This window comes from Phenylobacterium sp., from assembly GCF_041691455.1.
Lineage (GTDB): Bacteria > Pseudomonadota > Alphaproteobacteria > Caulobacterales > Caulobacteraceae > Phenylobacterium.
Genome location: NZ_JBEPUO010000003.1, coordinates 171,791 through 187,055 on the forward strand (window position 1 = coordinate 171,791; position 15,265 = coordinate 187,055).

Consider the following 15,265-nt stretch of genomic DNA (forward strand, 5'->3'; position numbering starts at 1 on the left):
ATTTTCTCCCCCGAAATCACGTCGGCGCGCGCTCTGGGGGGCCGCGCCCTCCCCGAAAACAGGCAAGGCCGTTCACATGGATCCCGTTGCTGTCGCCAGTCTGGTCGTTGCAGGGGTGACCGCGGTCCCGGTTTTCCTGCAGCTGCGCCAGCACCCGCCGGGCCTGCGGATCCTGTTCTTCGCCGAGATGTGGGAGCGGTTCTCCTACTACGGCATGCGGGGGCTGCTGATTTTCTACCTGACCCAGCACTACCTGTTCGACGACAAGACCGCCTCGGCCAACTACGGGGCCTACACGTCGCTGGTCTACCTGCTTCCGGTGATCGGCGGCGTGCTCGCCGACCGGTTCCTGGGCGCGCGCAAGGCCGTGGCCTTCGGAGCCCTGCTGCTGGTCGCCGGCCACTTCACCATGGCCTTCGAGGGCAAGCCCGCCACCCAGGTGCTGACCTACCAGGGCGCGGCCTACGACTTCCAGGTGACCGGCCGGGCCGACAGCCGCAAGGTGAACCTGATGGTGGCCGGCCAGCCCTATGCCTATGGCCCCTCGGCCGACGGCGGCCTGGACATCAAGGGCCTGCCGGCGGCGGCGCCCCTGCCGGCCCACCTGCCCGCCGGCCAGTACAGGCTCTCGGTCCAGCAGCCGCCCCCGCTGTTCAAGAACATCCTCTACCTGGCGCTGGCGCTGATCATCGTGGGCGTCGGCTTCCTGAAGGCCAATATCTCGGCGATCGTGGGCCAGCTCTATCCGCAGGGCGATCCGAGGCGCGATCCGGGGTTCACGCTCTACTACTACGGCATCAACCTGGGCTCGTTCCTGGCCGCGATCACCTGCGGCTGGCTGGGCCAGACCGTCGGCTGGTGGGCCGGGTTCGGCGCGGCCGGCGTCGGCATGGCCCTGGGCTGGGTGGTGTTCGTGCTGGGCAAGCCCCTGCTGCAGGGCAAGGGCGAGCCGCCGGATCCGGTGGCCCTGGCCAAGCCCAGGTTCGGGCCGATCAGCACCGAATGGCTGATCTACCTCGGCGCCTTCGCCGGCGTGGCGGTGATCTGGGCGATCGTCCAGAGCTTCACGGTGGTGAGCTATGTGCTGGGCGCCGGCGCCATCGTCACCCTGGGCTATGTCTTCTGGTACATGGCCACCAAGGCCAGCAAGGTCGAACGCGACCGGGTGATCCTGGCCATGGTGCTGATCGCCGCCTCGGTGGTCTTCTGGGCGCTCTACGAGCAGGGCGGGTCGTCGCTGGGCCTGTTCGCAGACCGCAACGTCAACCTGCATCTCTATGGCGACCATTCGATGAAACCCGCGCAGGCGCAGGCCTTCCAGTCGGGCTGGATCCTGGTCCTGGCGCCGGTGATGGCGGCGATCTGGACCTTTCTGGGCCGCATGGGCCGGGACCCCAATCCGGTGTTCAAGTTCGGCCTGGGCCTGCTGCTGATCGGCGCCAGCTACTATGTGATCATCCTCGGCGGGACCTTCGCCGGGCCCGACTTCAAGAGCCCGCTGATCTTCCTGGCCGGCGCCTATCTGATGCAGACCACCGGCGAGATGTGCGTCTCCCCGGTCGGCCTGTCGCAGATGACCAAGCTCGCGCCGCCGATGCTGATCTCCACCCTGATGGCGACGTGGTTCCTCGGCACGGCCGGGGCCCAGTTCGTCGCCGCCAAGATCGCCCAGCTCACCGCGTCCGACACCATCGGCGGCCAGGTGCTGGACGCCGGCAAGGCGCTGGCCACCTACAGCCACGTCTTCGGCATCATCGGCCTCTGGGGCCTCGGCGCGGGCCTGCTGATGATCGTGCTCTCCCCGTGGCTGAAGAAGCTGGCGCACGGGGCCAGCGACGTCCACGGGGGCTAGACGTCAGGCGCCGAAGTACTTGCGAAGGCGGACGTAGAAAATCCGCCCGAAGCGGGTGTCGCGGTCATCGGTGAAGCCGAGCGTGGCCAGGTTGCGCGGACCCGCGAACTGGCGGCGCACGTCATGGATGCCGCCGCCCTCGGTGATGTTCTGGATCTCGAGGTGGAGCTGGATGTCGGGCCTGGGCTTCCACTCGACGAAGGGCACGACATAGACCTTCAGCTTGGTGTCCTCGATGACGTCGGCGCGATAGACGGTCTGGCGCCAGGGCAGGCCGCCGGCCGTGTCGATCCCCCAGTTGGCGTTCCAGCGCGGCAGCGGCTGGCTGAAGTGCAGCGCCCATTCGTCCGGCCGCAGGCTGGAGATTTCGCGGGTCCGATGGACGGTGGGATCGGTCACCTCGGACCAGCGATGGATGTAGGAGCCCTTGAGCTGGGCGCCCTTCAGGCCGAGCCGGTCCATCGGCAGGGTCAGGTCGGCGTTGAGCTCATCCTTGGTCCCGTTTCCGATATTGGCCGGCGCATCGAAGAAGCCGCCGCCCGGCAGGAAGATCGGCGCCCGGTCGACCGCGTCGGTCAACGCATAGTGGCGCGCGGTGATCACCAGCGAGCCGGCGCCCCAGAAGTCGCGTTCCACCGCCGCCTCGCTGACCCAGGCCTGCTCCGGATTGAGGTTCGGGTTGCCAGCCGTGACCGTCGAGGTGTTGAGGGAGGACTTGGCGACGAAGTCGTCGAAGTTCAGCTGGCCGACCTCGCGCTCGAAGCGCAGCCGCACCTGCCAGACCGCCGACGGCGCCCAGGTGAGCGCCACGCGCGGTTTGGTGAAGCCCAGGCTCTTGCTCAGCCGGGCGTCGCCGATGGCGTCGATCGTCGAGCCCTCCTGGCGCACCGCGCCCTCCAGGCTGAGGCTGTCGGTCGGCCGCCAGATGGCCTTCACGAAGCCTTCCCAGCGCTTCTCCTCGACCTGCACGTCGGCGGAGGGCAGGACGATCGCGACGCCGTCCTCGGCGAAGCGGGTCCTGGACTCGAGCCGGTTGTCGGCCGCCTCGCCGCCGGCCTCCCAGGAGAGCCGCGCGGTCTGGCGGAACTTGACCACGCCCCGGCCGATCGTCTCGGTGGAGTAGCGGTGGAGGCGGAAGTTGTCTTCCGGCCCCGGCCGCTGGGTGAAGATGTCGCCGATATTCTCGTCCTTGGTGGTGTGCAGGCCGACGATCTCGAGGTCGGCGCGGCCGCTGACGGCGCGGCTGAAGCGGCCGCCGAGCTCGGTGTCGACCTCCTCGTCGCTGAAGTGATCGCGGTTGAGCTGGCCTGCGGGCAGGCTGAAGACGTCGGTCTCGTGGTTGTCGTAGTTGTTGGTGAAGAACCGGCCGTTCAGTCGGAACTGGCCGCCCGCCAGCGGCAGCTCGTAGGAGCCGGCCGACACCGACTGCCAGCCGCCGCCGCGCGCCAGGATGGCGTTGCGCGAGATGACCGCGCCGTCGCCCGCGGTCTTGACCTCGGGCCCGGGACCGGACCCGGAGTCGATGCCAAAGCCGCCGCGTACGCTGACCTCCCAGGCCCGGCCGTCGCGGCCGCCCTGGGCCTCCAGCCGCAGCGAGGGCGCGTTGCGCTGGTCGTCGACCACATAGCCGTCCGCCACCGCGGCCAAGCCCTTGAGCCCGCCGCCCGTCTTGCGGATCACGTTGGCCAGCACGGTCTTACCTTGCATGTCGATGCCCGGCGCGCCGCCGCGGATCACGTCGATGCGCTCGACCTGGCCCACGGGGATCCGCTGCAGGATCTGGTCGATGGAGTCCGACTTCGACGAGGGCCGCCTGCCGTCGATCAGCACATTGCCCGCCGCGCCTTCGTAGCCCCGTACCGCAGCCCCGGTGTCCAGGGTGAAGCCCGGGATATGGTTGGCCATGTCGAGCGCGTTGGCGGCGTTCAGCGCGGTGAAGAAGCTGGCCGGATAGCGGGTCACCGCCTGCTGGCCCTGGGTCTCCGCGGGCGCGGTCGGCAGGGCCGGGGCGCTGGCGGCCGCGGCGGCCTGGACGAGCGTGAACAGCAACGACATCAAAAGGATCCCCTGGGGGTTCCTACCTGACCCGCGCCGCCGCTCACGGCCAATTAATTGCCCGTAACTTGGATTAATTCTGCGAAATCTTGCCGGTGATTAGATCGTCCGCGCATGGATTTTCTGTGCAGCCGCGCTTCGACTTCAAGACTATTGCGCGGCTCAGCCGAAGTTCTTCAGGACGCGGAGATAGATCCCGTGCGGGAAGTGGAACTGGCGGTCCTGGATGTCCGGGCGGCCGCCGGCGCTGCGCGGGCCGGGGAAGATCTCGAAGGTGTCGCGCAGGCGCACCTGCGGCGCGGTGACGAGCGGCAGCTCCATGCGCAGGCTCCAGGCCTGCGTCGGCTTCCACTCGATATAGGGCCGCACATAGGTCTGCAGCTTGAAGGTCTCGATCAGGTTGAAGCGGTAGTAGTTGCGCCGGAAGCCGCCAAAGACGTCGACCCCCAGGCTCAGCTTCTCGCGCGGCAGGTCCTGGCTGAAGGTGACATTCCAGTCGTTGGGGTGCAGGCCGGAAATCTCGCGCTTCTCGCCGGTCGTCGGGTCGGTCACCGCCGACCAGCGCCGCATGACCTCGCCCTTGATCATCGCGCCATGCCAGCCGAGCTGGTCGAAGGGCAGGGTGAAGTCGAGGATCAGGTCGTCCTCGGTTCCTTCGCCGATGTTGGTCGGCCGGTCGAACACCGTGCCGTCGCTGGCGAACACCGGGCCGCGGTCGACAACGTCGGTGAGCTTCTGGTGACGGCCGGTCAGCAGCAGGCTCGCGCCCTTCCAGAGCTGCTGCTCGATGGCGGCCTCGCTCACCCAGGCCTGCTGTGGGTTGAGATCCGGGTTGCCGACGGTGATCCCGACACTGCTGGTGAGGTTCGAGGAGGCGACGAAGTCGTTGAAGTCGAGCTGGCCGATGGAGCGCTCGAAGCGCAGGCGAAACTGGGTCGAGGCGATCGGCGCCCAGGTCACCGCCAGCCGCGGCTTGGCGAACTGCAGGCTCTTGGAGAGCACGACATCGCCGGCCGAGGAGATGTCGGAGCTCTCGTAGCGCAGCGCCCCGTCGACGGTCCATTTGGCCGAGGGCCGCCAGGTCGCCTTGGCGAACACCTCGGTGCGCTTTTCCTCCACCTCGACGTTGGCGGCCGGCAGCACCTGGGCCACGGCGTCGATGGTGAACCGCGTGCGGCTGTCGAGCTTGTTGTCGGCGCCCTCGGCCCCGGCCTCGACCGAGATCGTCTGGCCGAAGCGGCGCTTCAGGACGCCGCGCAGGATGGTCTCGCTGCTCTGCTCCTTGGCGAAGAAGTCGCTCGCCGAGCCGGAGATGTCGGAGAGCGAATCGGTGTCCCGGTCGCGGGTGGTGTGCAGGCCGACCAGTTCGAGGTTCGTGCTCGGCCCGAAGGCGCGGGTGAAGCGCCCGCCGACCTCGGTGTCGGTGGTCTTCTGGACGTAGCCGAAGGTCTGGATCTCCGGCGTGGGCGCGATGATCCGGTCGAGCTCGGGCTCCTTGAACTTCTCCTGGTAGAGGCGGCCGTTGACCCGCAGCCGCCCACCCAGGAGCGGGGTCTCGAAGCTGCCGGTCGCCGAGCCGTTGAGGTCCAGGCCCTTGGAGTCGAGCAGCGCCACCTCGGTCGGCCGGCCGTCGGCGAAGATGATCTGGCTGCGGCCCTTGGAGACCCCGTCGTCGGGGCCCGCGCCGCCGCGGATCGCGCCCTCCCAGGAGCGGTCGCCCCAGGCGCCGGAGGCCTCCGCCCGCACGCCCAGGAAATCGCGGCGGTCGTTCAGGGTATAGTTGGACACCGCCAGGAGGCCGCGCGCCGCGCCGCCCTTCTTCAGGATGACGTTGGCGATCACCGTCTTGCCCTGCATGTCGATCCCGGGCGCGCCGCCGCGGATCACGTCGATGCGCTCGACCTTCGAGGCGGGGATCCGCTGCAGGATCTGGTCCAGGGTGTCGCTCTTGGACGACGGCCGCTGGCTGTCGATCAGCACGTTGCCGGCCGCGCCCTCGAAGCCGCGGACGCTGTCGCCGGTGTCGAGCGAGAAGCCCGGCAGGCGGTTGACCATGTCGAGCGCGTTGTTCGGGTTCTGCGCGGTGAAGAAGTCCGGCCTGTAGCTGATCAGGCTGCCGCCTACCGCCGCACCCTGGGCCGCGGCGGCAGGCGCCAGGCCGGCGAGCGCCAGGGTCAGGGCGGTCGCGAACAGGACGCCGGCGGCCGCGCGGCGCCGCGAGCCTCCGATAGTCCGCGCCGCAACCGACGATGGCATCCCCAGTTCTCCCCGTAACCGGCCTCAACTGCCCAGCTTCGGGCGCTCGGGCTAATTAATTGCGCGTAAGGTGTGTGAACGCCGCCGCGGCCTAGCCCCCGAAGGTCTTGCGCACGCGCAGGTAGAAGACCTTCCCGAACTGCGGATCGCGGTGCTCGATGTAGGAGAGCGGCGCGACGTCGCGCGGCCCCGCATATTCGTAGAGCGTGCGCCGGTAGGAGAAGTGGAAGGCGTAGTCGAGCTCGGCGCGGAAGGCGAGGTCGGGCCGCGGCTTCCATTCCCAGAACGGCGAGACGAAGTTGTTGAGCGTGCGCACGTCGATTTCGTCGAACCGGTAGGTGGTCTCGGTCCGGGCGCAGCAGACGTCGACGCCGTAGCTCATCTTCAACGCCGGCAGGTCCTGGATGAAGTGGCCTTCCCATTCGAAGGGGCGCAGGCGGGTGATGCCGCGCGTCTCGCCCGTCGTGGGGTCGGTGACCTCCGAGCGCCGCCAGGTGCCGGTGAAGCGCAGCTGCGCGCCCTTGAGGCGCAGGCGGTCCAGAGGGGCGGTCAGGTTGAGAATGAACTCGTCCTTGGTCCCGTCGCCGATATTGGCCGGGGCGTCGAAGGCGCCGCCGCCCGCCAGGAAGATCGGGGCGCGGTCGACGACGTCGGAGATCTGGGAGTGGCGCACGGTGGCGACGACGGCGCCCTGACCCCAGAAGTGCTGCTCGAGCGCCAGCTCGCTGACCCAGGCGGTCTCCGGCTCCAGGTTCGGGTTGCCGGCGGTGACCACACCCGCCGAAAGCGACTGCGACGCGACGAAGGCCCCGAAGTCGAGCTGACCCACCGAACGCTCGAAGCTGAAGCGGACCTGGGTGTCCTTGGACGGCGCCCAGGTAAGGAGCGCGCGGGGCTTGGTGAAATAGAGGGTCTTTTCGAGCGCCACGTCGCCGCTGGAAGTGATCTGCGAGCCTTCCTGGCGCAGGCTGGCTTCCAGGGTCAGCGTGCTGAACGGCCGCCAGACGCCCTTGGCGAAGGCCTCGCCGCGCTTTTCCTCGACGCGGACATTGGCGGCCGGCAGGGGGACCACCGCGCCGTTCTGGGTGAAGCGGGTGTGGCTGGTCAGGGTGTTGTCCGCGCCCTCCGCGCCGGCTTCCCAGGAGAGGGTCGGGCTCTGCTGGAAGCGCACGACGCCGCGCGCGATGGTCTCGGCGGTGCGGCTGTGGAGCTGGAAGTCCTCCGCATCGCCGGGCGCGGTGAAGACCGCCGGCGTGGGCTCGTCCTTGTCCTGGCGCAGGCCGACCAGCTCGATATTGGTGCGCGGGCCGAGGGCCCGCTGGTAGCGCGCGCCGAACTCGGTGGAGAGGCTGGTGTCGAGGTCCCGCTCATGCTCCTCGTGGACGTTCGGGACCTGGATGAAATCGGCCTCGTCGTAGTGATAGCGGTTCCAGGAGATGCGTCCGTTCAGCCTGAGCTTCCCGCCGGCCAGCGGGCTTTCCACGGCGCCCGTGCCGATCAGGCTGGTCGAGCCGCCCTGCGAATGGATATTGCCGGCGATGAGCTGGGCGCCGGCCGGATCGCGGCGGCTGAGCGGGCCGTCGCCGGAGCCGTCGTCATGGCCGCGGCCCGCGAAGAAAGCGCCCTCCCAGGCATGCGGACCGATCTTTCCGCTGCCCTCCAGCCGCATGGCGAGTTCGTTGCGCCCGTCGTAGACGAGGTTGTCGGCGAGCGCGAAGAGGCCATGGAAGGCGCCGCCGTCCTTGCGCACCACATTGGCCAGCACCGACTTGCCCTGCATGTCGATGCCGGGCGCGCCGCCGCGGATCACGTCGATGCGGGCGACCGCCGCGGCCGGGATGCGGCGCAGGTATTCATCCAGGCTGTCGGTCTTGCTGGTCGGCCGCTGGCCGTCGACCAGGACGTTGCCGGCCGCGCCCTCGTAGCCGCGCACGCTGTCGCCGACGTCGAGGGAGAAGCCGGGAAGCCGCTGCACCATCTCCAGCGCATTGGCCGGACGCATGGCGGCGAAGAACTCGGGGCCGTAAGCGGTGACGCCGTCCTGGGCCGCGGCCGGCGTCGCCGCGGGGGGCGCGACGGCGGCCGGCGCGACCGCCGCGGCGGCCTGCGCGAGGGCGAACAAAAACATCCAGGCACTCCCCAAAACTCCGGGCGCACCTGATCCGCGCCGCCCGGCGCGCGCCAATTAAATGGCCGTAAGGTTGATTAATTCGCGGACAGGTCAGCCATCCGCGCCGGGTCGGGCGTGATGAGATTTACGATCGTAATTTATAAAGTCAACCAGCGCCTAGAGGCTGGTGCCGCCGACCGTCAGCCCGGTGATCTTCAGCGACGGCTGGCCGACGCCGACCGGTACGCTTTGGCCGGACTTGCCGCAGACGCCGACGCCCGGATCGAAGCCGAAGTCGTCGCCGATCATGGTCACGCGGGTGAGGGCGGACGGACCGTCGCCGATCAGGGTCGCGCCCTTCACCGGGGTGGTGACCTTGCCGTCCTCGATCAGATAGGCCTCGGTGCACTGGAAGACGAACTTGCCGTTGGTGATGTCCACCTGGCCGCCGCCGAAGTTGGCGCAGTAGAGCCCGCGCTTGGTCGAGGCGATCATCTCCGCCTGGGTGTGGCTCCCGCCCATCATGGCGGTGTTGGTCATCCTGGGCATGGGCAGGTGGGCGTAGGACTGGCGCCGGCCGTTGCCGGTGGCGGTCAGCCCCATCAGCCGCGCGCTCATCCGGTCGTGCATGTAGCCGACCAGGATGCCGTCCTCGATCAGGATGGTGCGGCCCGTCGGCGTGCCCTCGTCGTCGACCGTCAGCGAGCCGCGGCGGTCCTGGATCGCGCCGTCGTCGAACACCGTCACGCCCGGCGCGGCCACCCGCTCGCCGATCCGGCCGGAGAAGGCCGAGGTGCCCTTGCGGTTGAAGTCGCCCTCCAGGCCGTGGCCGACCGCCTCGTGCAGCAGGACGCCGTTCCAGCCGGGGCCCAGCACCACATCCATCTCGCCGGCCGGGCAGGGGACGGCGTCGAGGTTGACCAGCGCCTGGCGCAGGGCCTCGTCGACCTGTTCCTGCCACTTCTCGGGCGTGATCCAGGCCTCGAAGCCGGCGCGGCCGCCGGCCCCCGAATAGCCGCTCTCGCGCTTGCCATCCCGCTCGACGGTGAGCTGGACGTTGATCCGGGCGAGGGGGCGGATGTCGCGGATCAGCCGGCCGTCGGCGCGCAGGATCTCGATGGTCCGCCGCTCGCCGGCCAGGGAGGCCATCACCTGGACGACGCGCGGATCGCGTTCGCGGGCCCAGGCGTCGATCTCCTGCAGCAGGGCCACCTTGTCGGCGAAGTCGGGGGAGGCCAGCGGATCGTCCTCGCCATAGAGCTTGGCGTTGGTGGCGCGGGGACCCTCGGCGGCCACGCCCGCGTAGCCGCGCTTGGCCAGCGCGGCCGAGCGGCCGGCGCGGCCGATGGCGGCTTCGGAGATCTCGCTGGCGTGGGCGTAGCCGGCGGTCTCGCCCGCCACCACGCGCAGGCCGAACCCCTCGGTCGCGTCGAAGGCCGCCGACTTCAGCCGGCCGTCGTCGAACAGGAAGCTCTCGCTCTCGGAGCGCTCGACGAACAGCTCGCCGTCGTCGGCGCCGGCCAGGGCCTCGCCCAGGATGGCTTCGGCGCGCTTGGGATCGACGCCGGCGGAGTCGAGGATCGAGGGGGCGGGGGTGTGGGCGTTCATCAAGGGAAGATAGGGGGCCGAGGCTCGGGCGTCACCCCGCGGCGCGCCGGGGCCGCTATTTCGCGGCCGCCTCCTCGTGGAGCGCCCCGGCCAGCACGCCCGGCAAGGCGTAGTTGCCCTCGTGGCCGCCGCGCCCAGCGCGAGGATCGCGGCGGGCAGCGCAGGCGTGGATTGATGCGGATGTCGGCGCATGCCCCCTGCGGTCCCCAAACCTCAGGGCGGCAAGCCTGGCACAGCCGCGGGGCGTCCACGACGCACAAATTGAATCGGCCGCGCTGGTCCGTCAGCCGCGCTTGCGCCCCTGCAAGGGGTCGTGGCCCCAGTTCATCAGGCTCCAGCGCCAGCGGGTGTCGGTGACGTCTCCCCAGGGTCTCTGGGCCAGGTGGCGGCGGCAATAGCCGATCACCTTCTTCATGTGGGCGTAGTCGGCGTCGGTGAGGTCCTCCACCGGCCGGGCGCGGATCGCCAGGATCTTCCTGGCCGACTGGCGACCGACGGATTCGGTCTCGCCCCGGCGGGTCATGCCGACCTTGTGGCTCTGCGGCGTGGCGAGCCAGGCGCGGAGCTCCGCGGGCTCAAGGTTCACCAGGGCGTCGAAGTCCTCGCGGATGCGGCGCTCGGCCTCGGGACTCAGGTGCATGGCGATACTCGAACGTGAGTCGGCGAAACGTCCGAAAATCGCAGCGGTTCGGCCGTGATTCCCTCTCGGGGCGGGCGCCCTTGGGGCAGGGGCGTCCTAGCGCCTTGGCAAGCCCAAGGGATGCGCGTATGCACCCGCGATGAAGGGCTTAAGCGGCGCGCGAGCGTCTGCGCGCGCCGTTCTGTATCGTCGGCCAGATCGCCAGATTCGGGCGGCGTGGCCGGCCAACCAGACCGAGGGGACATGAAGTCTAGGTTTCAGGGGATGCGGGCGCTGGCGACGGGAATCGCGACAGGCGCCCTGACAGCGTTTTGGACGGCTTCGGCCTTCGCGGCCGATCTTGTCGGTCAGCCCACGGACGGGGCGATCGGCATGCAGCCGGGGGTCACCCCGCTGCGGCACGACGCCATTTTCTTCCACGACGTCATCCTGATGCCGATCATCACGGCGATCATGCTCCTGGTGCTGGGCCTGCTGCTCTGGTGCATCTTCCGCTTCAACAAGCGGTCGAACCCGGAGCCGGCGAAGTGGAGCCACAACACCCCGATCGAGATCATCTGGACGCTGGTCCCGGTGCTGATCCTGGTGGTGATCGCGGTCTTCTCGTTCCGCCTGCTGTTCGAATATCACGACATGCCCAAGCCCTACATGACCATCAAGGCGACCGGCTATCAGTGGTACTGGGGCTATGAGTACCCGGACAAGAAGATCCCCGAGTTCGTCTCCAACATCCTTCCCGAGGACAAGGCCAAGGCCAAGGGCGTGCCGTACAAGCTGGCCGCCACCGAGCCGCTGGTGGTGCCGGTGAACCAGGTGGTCCGCGTGCTGGTCACCGGCGCCGACGTGATCCACGCCTTCGCGGTGCCCTCGTTCGGGATCATCACCGACGCCGTTCCGGGCCGGGTCAACGAGACCTGGTTCAAGGTCGAGAAGGTCGGCACCTACTACGGCAGCTGCCGTGAACTCTGCGGCATCGACCACGCCTTCATGCCGATCGAGGTGAAGGTGGTGACCCAGCCCGAATTCGACGCCTGGGTCGCCTCGAAGACCAAGCCTGCCGCACTGCCGCCCGCGGCCCCCGCCGCCGCCGCGCCCGCAGCCGGGGCGGCCCCCGCGGCCGCCGGCTCGGCCGTCGCCCCCGCTCAAGTGAACCCCGCCGCTCCCGCGTCCACCACTAAGACCGCCGCGCCAGCCGCTGCGGCCACGCACTGATCCAGGACCTGCGTACCATGTCCCAAGCCGCCGCCCACGACAGCCACGACAGCCACGATCACAAGCCGGGCTTCATCGTCCGCTGGCTGTTCTCGACCAACCACAAGGACATCGGCACGCTCTACATCCTGTTCGCCATCATGGCGGGCCTGGTGGGCGGAGCGCTGTCGGGCCTGATCCGCTGGGAGCTCTACGAGCCAGGGATCCAGATCTTCCAGCCGCACAGCTGGCTGGCGCAGATCGGCCTGATCGAGGGGTCCAAGCAGGGCTATAACGCGGTGGTCACCGCCCACGCCCTGATCATGATCTTCTTCATGGTCATGCCCGCCATGATCGGCGGGTTCGGCAACTGGTTCGTGCCGCTGATGATCGGCGCGCCGGACATGGCCTTCCCGCGGATGAACAACATCTCGTTCTGGCTGCTGGTGGCGGCCTGGATCATGATGCTCACCTCGATGATGGTCGACGGCGGGCCGGGCCGAGGGTTCGGCGGCGGCTGGACGATGTATCCACCGCTATCCACCTCGGGTCACACCGGCCCGGCCATGGACTGCGCGATCCTGGCGATCCACCTGGCCGGCGCCTCCTCGATCCTGGGCGCCATCAACTTCATCACCACGATCTTCAACATGCGCGCGCCGGGCATGACGCTGCACCGCATGCCGCTGTTCGTCTGGTCGATCCTGGTGACGGTGTTCCTGCTGCTGCTGTCGCTGCCGGTCCTGGCCGGCGCCATCACCATGCTGCTCACCGACCGCAACTTCCACACCCACTTCTTCGACGCGGCGGGCGGCGGCGACCCAATCATGTTCCAGCACCTGTTCTGGTTCTTCGGGCACCCTGAGGTCTACATCCTGATCCTGCCGGGCTTCGGCATGATCAGCCACATCGTGTCGACCTTCTCGCGCAAGCCGGTGTTCGGCTACCTGGCCATGGCCTACGCCATGGTGGCGATCGGGGTGATCGGCTTCGTCGTGTGGGCCCACCACATGTACACGGTCGGCATGCCCATCAACCTGCGGGCCTATTTCGTGGCCGCGACCATGGTCATCGCGGTGCCCACGGGCATCAAGGTGTTCAGCTGGATCGCCACGATGTGGGGCGGCTCGATCGACTTCAAGACGCCCATGCTGTGGGCGATCGGCTTCATCTTCCTGTTCACCCTGGGCGGGGTGACCGGCGTGGTCCTGGCCAACGCCGGCGTCGATTACAGCCTGCACGACACCTATTACGTGGTCGCCCACTTCCACTACGTGCTGAGCCTGGGCGCCGTGTTCGCGATCTTCGCGGGCTTCTACTACTGGTTCGAGAAGATGTGGGGCGTGAAGTACCGCGAGTGGCTGGGCTGCCTCCACTTCTGGATCACCTTCGTCGGCGTGAACCTGATCTTCTTCCCGCAGCACTTCCTGGGCCTGCAGGGGATGCCGCGCCGCTACGTCGACTACCCGGACGGCTTCGCCTACTGGAACAAGGTCTCCTCGATCGGCTATGCGATCACCCTGGTCGGGGTGTTTGTGTTCCTGGCCGTGCTGCTGGACGCCATGGTGTTCCGCCGCAAGGCCGAGGCCAATCCGTGGGGCGAAGGCGCGACGACGCTGGAGTGGACACTGCCCTCGCCGCCGCCGTTCCACCAGTTCAACGAGCTGCCGGTGGTGAAGGCCGACGCCCACTAAAGGGCGGGCTTTCCCCCAACACCACCCGAGGGGCGCGGATCGCAGGGTTCGCGCCCCTCGACCATTTAAGAGTAATGTCCCATGGCCATGTCTCCGGCCCTCTCCACAGCAGCCCCAGCCCGCTGGCAGGACTTCGTCCAGCTCCTGAAGCCGCGCGTGATGTCGCTGGTGGTGTTCACCGGCCTGACGGGCCTGATCTGCGCGGGCCATGCGGTGAACCCGATCCTGGGCGCGGTGGCGATCCTCTGCATCGCGGTGGGCGCCGGGGCCTCGGCCTCGCTCAACATGTGGTACGACGCCGACATCGACGCCAAGATGCGCCGCACCCGCGGCCGCCCGGTGCCGGCGGGCCGGGTCCAGGGGGCCGACGCGCTGGCGCTCGGCGTCGTGCTCTCGATCTTCTCGGTCATGCTGATGGGCATGGCGCTGAACTGGCTGGCCGCGGGCCTGCTGGCCTTCACGATCTTCTTCTACGCGGTCGTCTACACGGTGTGGCTGAAGCGATTCACCGCCCAGAACATCGTCATCGGCGGCCTGGCCGGCGCCCTGCCGCCGGTGATCGGCTGGGCGGCGGCGAGCGGCTCGGTCCCGCTGAACGCCTGGCTGCTCTGCGCGATCATCTTCATGTGGACGCCGCCGCACTTCTGGGCGCTCAGCCTCTACACCAGCGAGGACTACGAGAAGGCCGGCGTGCCGATGATGCCGGTGGTGGCGGGCGCGGCCTCCACCCGCCGCCAGATCCTCGTCTACAGCCTGCTGTTCACGCCCATCTGCCTCCTGCCGGCCTTCACCGGCCTCGGCGGGCCGATCTACCTGGCGGTGGCCGGGCTCGGCGGGCTGGTCTTCGTGCTGCTGGCCGCGCGGCTGGCGCGCAGCCACGCCGGCGAGGCCAAGGGCCAGCGCAACGACGACGGCCTCTACGACGTCCGCGCCGGGGCGAAGGACGCCAGAAATCTTTTCGCCTTCTCGATCCTCTATCTCACCCTCTTGTTCGCCACTCTCCTCGGTGAGCACCTGATGGGCGTGACACCCCTGACCCTGGCGCCTTGGGAGCTGCTGCGATGAGCGATCCGGCCCGCGAGTCCCCTGTCGAACAGAAGGCCCGGCGGGGCCGCAATATCGCGCTGGCGCTGGGACTGATCCTGTTCGTCATCCTGATCTTCGTGGTGACGATCGTGCGGCTTGGCGGGAATGTCGCGGCCGATGTCCTCTAAGCGCCCTCTCACCCGCCAGCAGCGCGGCAACCGGATCATCGGCGCCGTGGTCGCCGCCGTGTTCGTGGGCATGGTCGGCGCGGCCTATGCGGCGGTCCCGCTCTACAAGGCCTTCTGCCAGGCCACCGGCTACGACGGCACCGTGCGCCGCGCGACCAAGGCGCCGGACCAGGTGCTCGACGACAAGATCCTGATCCACTTCGACACCAACGTCCGCGACCTGCCCTGGGACTTCAGCGCCGAGCAGCGCACCCAGCCCTTGAAGATCGGCGAGACCAAGGTCGCGATCTTCAAGGTGACCAACCATTCGGACAAACCGGTGACCGGCCGGGCGGTGTTCAACGTGGTGCCCGAGCAGGCGGCGGTCTACTTCCACAAGCTCTCCTGCTTCTGCTTCTCCGACCAGACCATCGCCGCCGGCCAGACCGTCGAGATGCCGGTGCTCTATTTCGTCGATCCCAAGTACGCGACCGACTTCGAGACCCGCACCCAGAAGGAAGTGACGCTCTCCTACACCTTCTATCCGGCGGTCGACGCGAAGCCGCAGACGGCCTCGGCGGCCCCGGCGAAGAAGGCGGGCTGACGGCGCCCCGTTTCCCCTTGGCGGACCCCGCGCCGCAGGGCTATAGCGTCACGCGAACCGGT

General features: G+C 68.7%; 11 protein-coding genes. 6 read left to right on the forward strand and 5 right to left on the reverse strand.

Annotated features, from left to right (window positions below):
- Positions 1–76 precede the first annotated feature (76 nt).
- Entirely contained in the window at positions 77–1,852 is a 1,776-nt protein-coding gene (locus ACESMY_RS07305) for a peptide MFS transporter (protein WP_372783730.1), read from the forward strand.
- 3 nt (positions 1,853–1,855) lie between these two features.
- On the opposite strand, the gene ACESMY_RS07310 is transcribed toward ACESMY_RS07305, so the two are convergent.
- The 5 genes from ACESMY_RS07310 to ACESMY_RS07330 all read right to left on the reverse strand — a co-directional run bounded on the left by ACESMY_RS07310 (position 1,856) and on the right by ACESMY_RS07330 (position 10,521).
- A complete protein-coding gene (locus ACESMY_RS07310) occupies positions 1,856–3,907 on the reverse strand; it encodes a TonB-dependent receptor plug domain-containing protein (protein WP_372783732.1) in 2,052 nt (683 codons plus the stop codon).
- Positions 3,908–4,069: 162 nt separating this feature from the next.
- Complete coding sequence (locus ACESMY_RS07315; protein ID WP_372783734.1) at positions 4,070–6,163, reverse strand: TonB-dependent receptor plug domain-containing protein; 2,094 nt, start codon at positions 6,161–6,163, stop codon at positions 4,070–4,072.
- 91 nt (positions 6,164–6,254) lie between these two features.
- A complete protein-coding gene (locus ACESMY_RS07320) occupies positions 6,255–8,291 on the reverse strand; it encodes a TonB-dependent receptor plug domain-containing protein (RefSeq protein WP_372783736.1) in 2,037 nt (678 codons plus the stop codon).
- Between the two features lie 159 nt (positions 8,292–8,450).
- A complete protein-coding gene (gene tldD, locus ACESMY_RS07325) occupies positions 8,451–9,881 on the reverse strand; it encodes a metalloprotease TldD (protein ID WP_372783738.1) in 1,431 nt (476 codons plus the stop codon).
- A 283-nt stretch (positions 9,882–10,164) separates the two neighbouring features.
- On the reverse strand, positions 10,165–10,521 hold the full coding sequence (locus tag ACESMY_RS07330; protein ID WP_372783740.1) for a DUF3140 domain-containing protein: 357 nt from the start codon (positions 10,519–10,521) through the stop codon (positions 10,165–10,167).
- A gap of 243 nt (positions 10,522–10,764) precedes the next feature.
- On the opposite strand from ACESMY_RS07330, the gene coxB reads away from it, so the two are divergent.
- The 5 genes from coxB to ACESMY_RS07355 all read left to right on the forward strand — a co-directional run bounded on the left by coxB (position 10,765) and on the right by ACESMY_RS07355 (position 15,203).
- The gene (gene coxB, locus ACESMY_RS07335) at positions 10,765–11,733 is read left to right on the forward strand and encodes a cytochrome c oxidase subunit II (protein WP_372783742.1); all 969 of its coding nucleotides are present in this window, start codon (positions 10,765–10,767) and stop codon (positions 11,731–11,733) included.
- A gap of 17 nt (positions 11,734–11,750) precedes the next feature.
- A complete protein-coding gene (gene ctaD / locus ACESMY_RS07340) occupies positions 11,751–13,406 on the forward strand; it encodes a cytochrome c oxidase subunit I (protein WP_372783744.1) in 1,656 nt (551 codons plus the stop codon).
- A gap of 81 nt (positions 13,407–13,487) precedes the next feature.
- Entirely contained in the window at positions 13,488–14,471 is a 984-nt protein-coding gene (cyoE, locus tag ACESMY_RS07345) for a heme o synthase (protein WP_372783746.1), read from the forward strand.
- Positions 14,468–14,620 (forward strand): hypothetical protein, encoded by a 153-nt coding sequence (locus ACESMY_RS07350; RefSeq protein ID WP_372783748.1) that lies wholly within the window; start codon positions 14,468–14,470, stop codon positions 14,618–14,620. The genes cyoE and ACESMY_RS07350 overlap by 4 nt, the downstream gene beginning before the upstream one ends.
- Positions 14,610–15,203 carry a cytochrome c oxidase assembly protein gene (locus ACESMY_RS07355; RefSeq protein ID WP_372783750.1) on the forward strand — a complete coding sequence of 198 codons (594 nt, stop codon included), beginning with the start codon at positions 14,610–14,612 and terminating at the stop codon, positions 15,201–15,203. The genes ACESMY_RS07350 and ACESMY_RS07355 overlap by 11 nt, the downstream gene beginning before the upstream one ends.
- Positions 15,204–15,265: the final 62 nt, after the last annotated feature.

Bases quoted from the DNA above. Each gene is read 5' to 3' on its own strand.
- ACESMY_RS07305 (WP_372783730.1), top strand. From the start codon at position 77: ATGGATCCCGTTGCTGTCGCCAGTCTGGTCGTTGCAGGGGTGACCGCG.
- ACESMY_RS07310 (WP_372783732.1), bottom strand. From the start codon at position 3,907: ATGTCGTTGCTGTTCACGCTCGTCCAGGCCGCCGCGGCCGCCAGCGCC.
- ACESMY_RS07315 (WP_372783734.1), bottom strand. From the start codon at position 6,163: ATGCCATCGTCGGTTGCGGCGCGGACTATCGGAGGCTCGCGGCGCCGC.
- ACESMY_RS07320 (WP_372783736.1), bottom strand. From the start codon at position 8,291: ATGTTTTTGTTCGCCCTCGCGCAGGCCGCCGCGGCGGTCGCGCCGGCC.
- tldD (WP_372783738.1), bottom strand. From the start codon at position 9,881: ATGAACGCCCACACCCCCGCCCCCTCGATCCTCGACTCCGCCGGCGTC.
- ACESMY_RS07330 (WP_372783740.1), bottom strand. From the start codon at position 10,521: ATGCACCTGAGTCCCGAGGCCGAGCGCCGCATCCGCGAGGACTTCGAC.
- coxB (WP_372783742.1), top strand. From the start codon at position 10,765: ATGAAGTCTAGGTTTCAGGGGATGCGGGCGCTGGCGACGGGAATCGCG.
- ctaD (WP_372783744.1), top strand. From the start codon at position 11,751: ATGTCCCAAGCCGCCGCCCACGACAGCCACGACAGCCACGATCACAAG.
- cyoE (WP_372783746.1), top strand. From the start codon at position 13,488: ATGGCCATGTCTCCGGCCCTCTCCACAGCAGCCCCAGCCCGCTGGCAG.
- ACESMY_RS07350 (WP_372783748.1), top strand. From the start codon at position 14,468: ATGAGCGATCCGGCCCGCGAGTCCCCTGTCGAACAGAAGGCCCGGCGG.
- ACESMY_RS07355 (WP_372783750.1), top strand. From the start codon at position 14,610: ATGTCCTCTAAGCGCCCTCTCACCCGCCAGCAGCGCGGCAACCGGATC.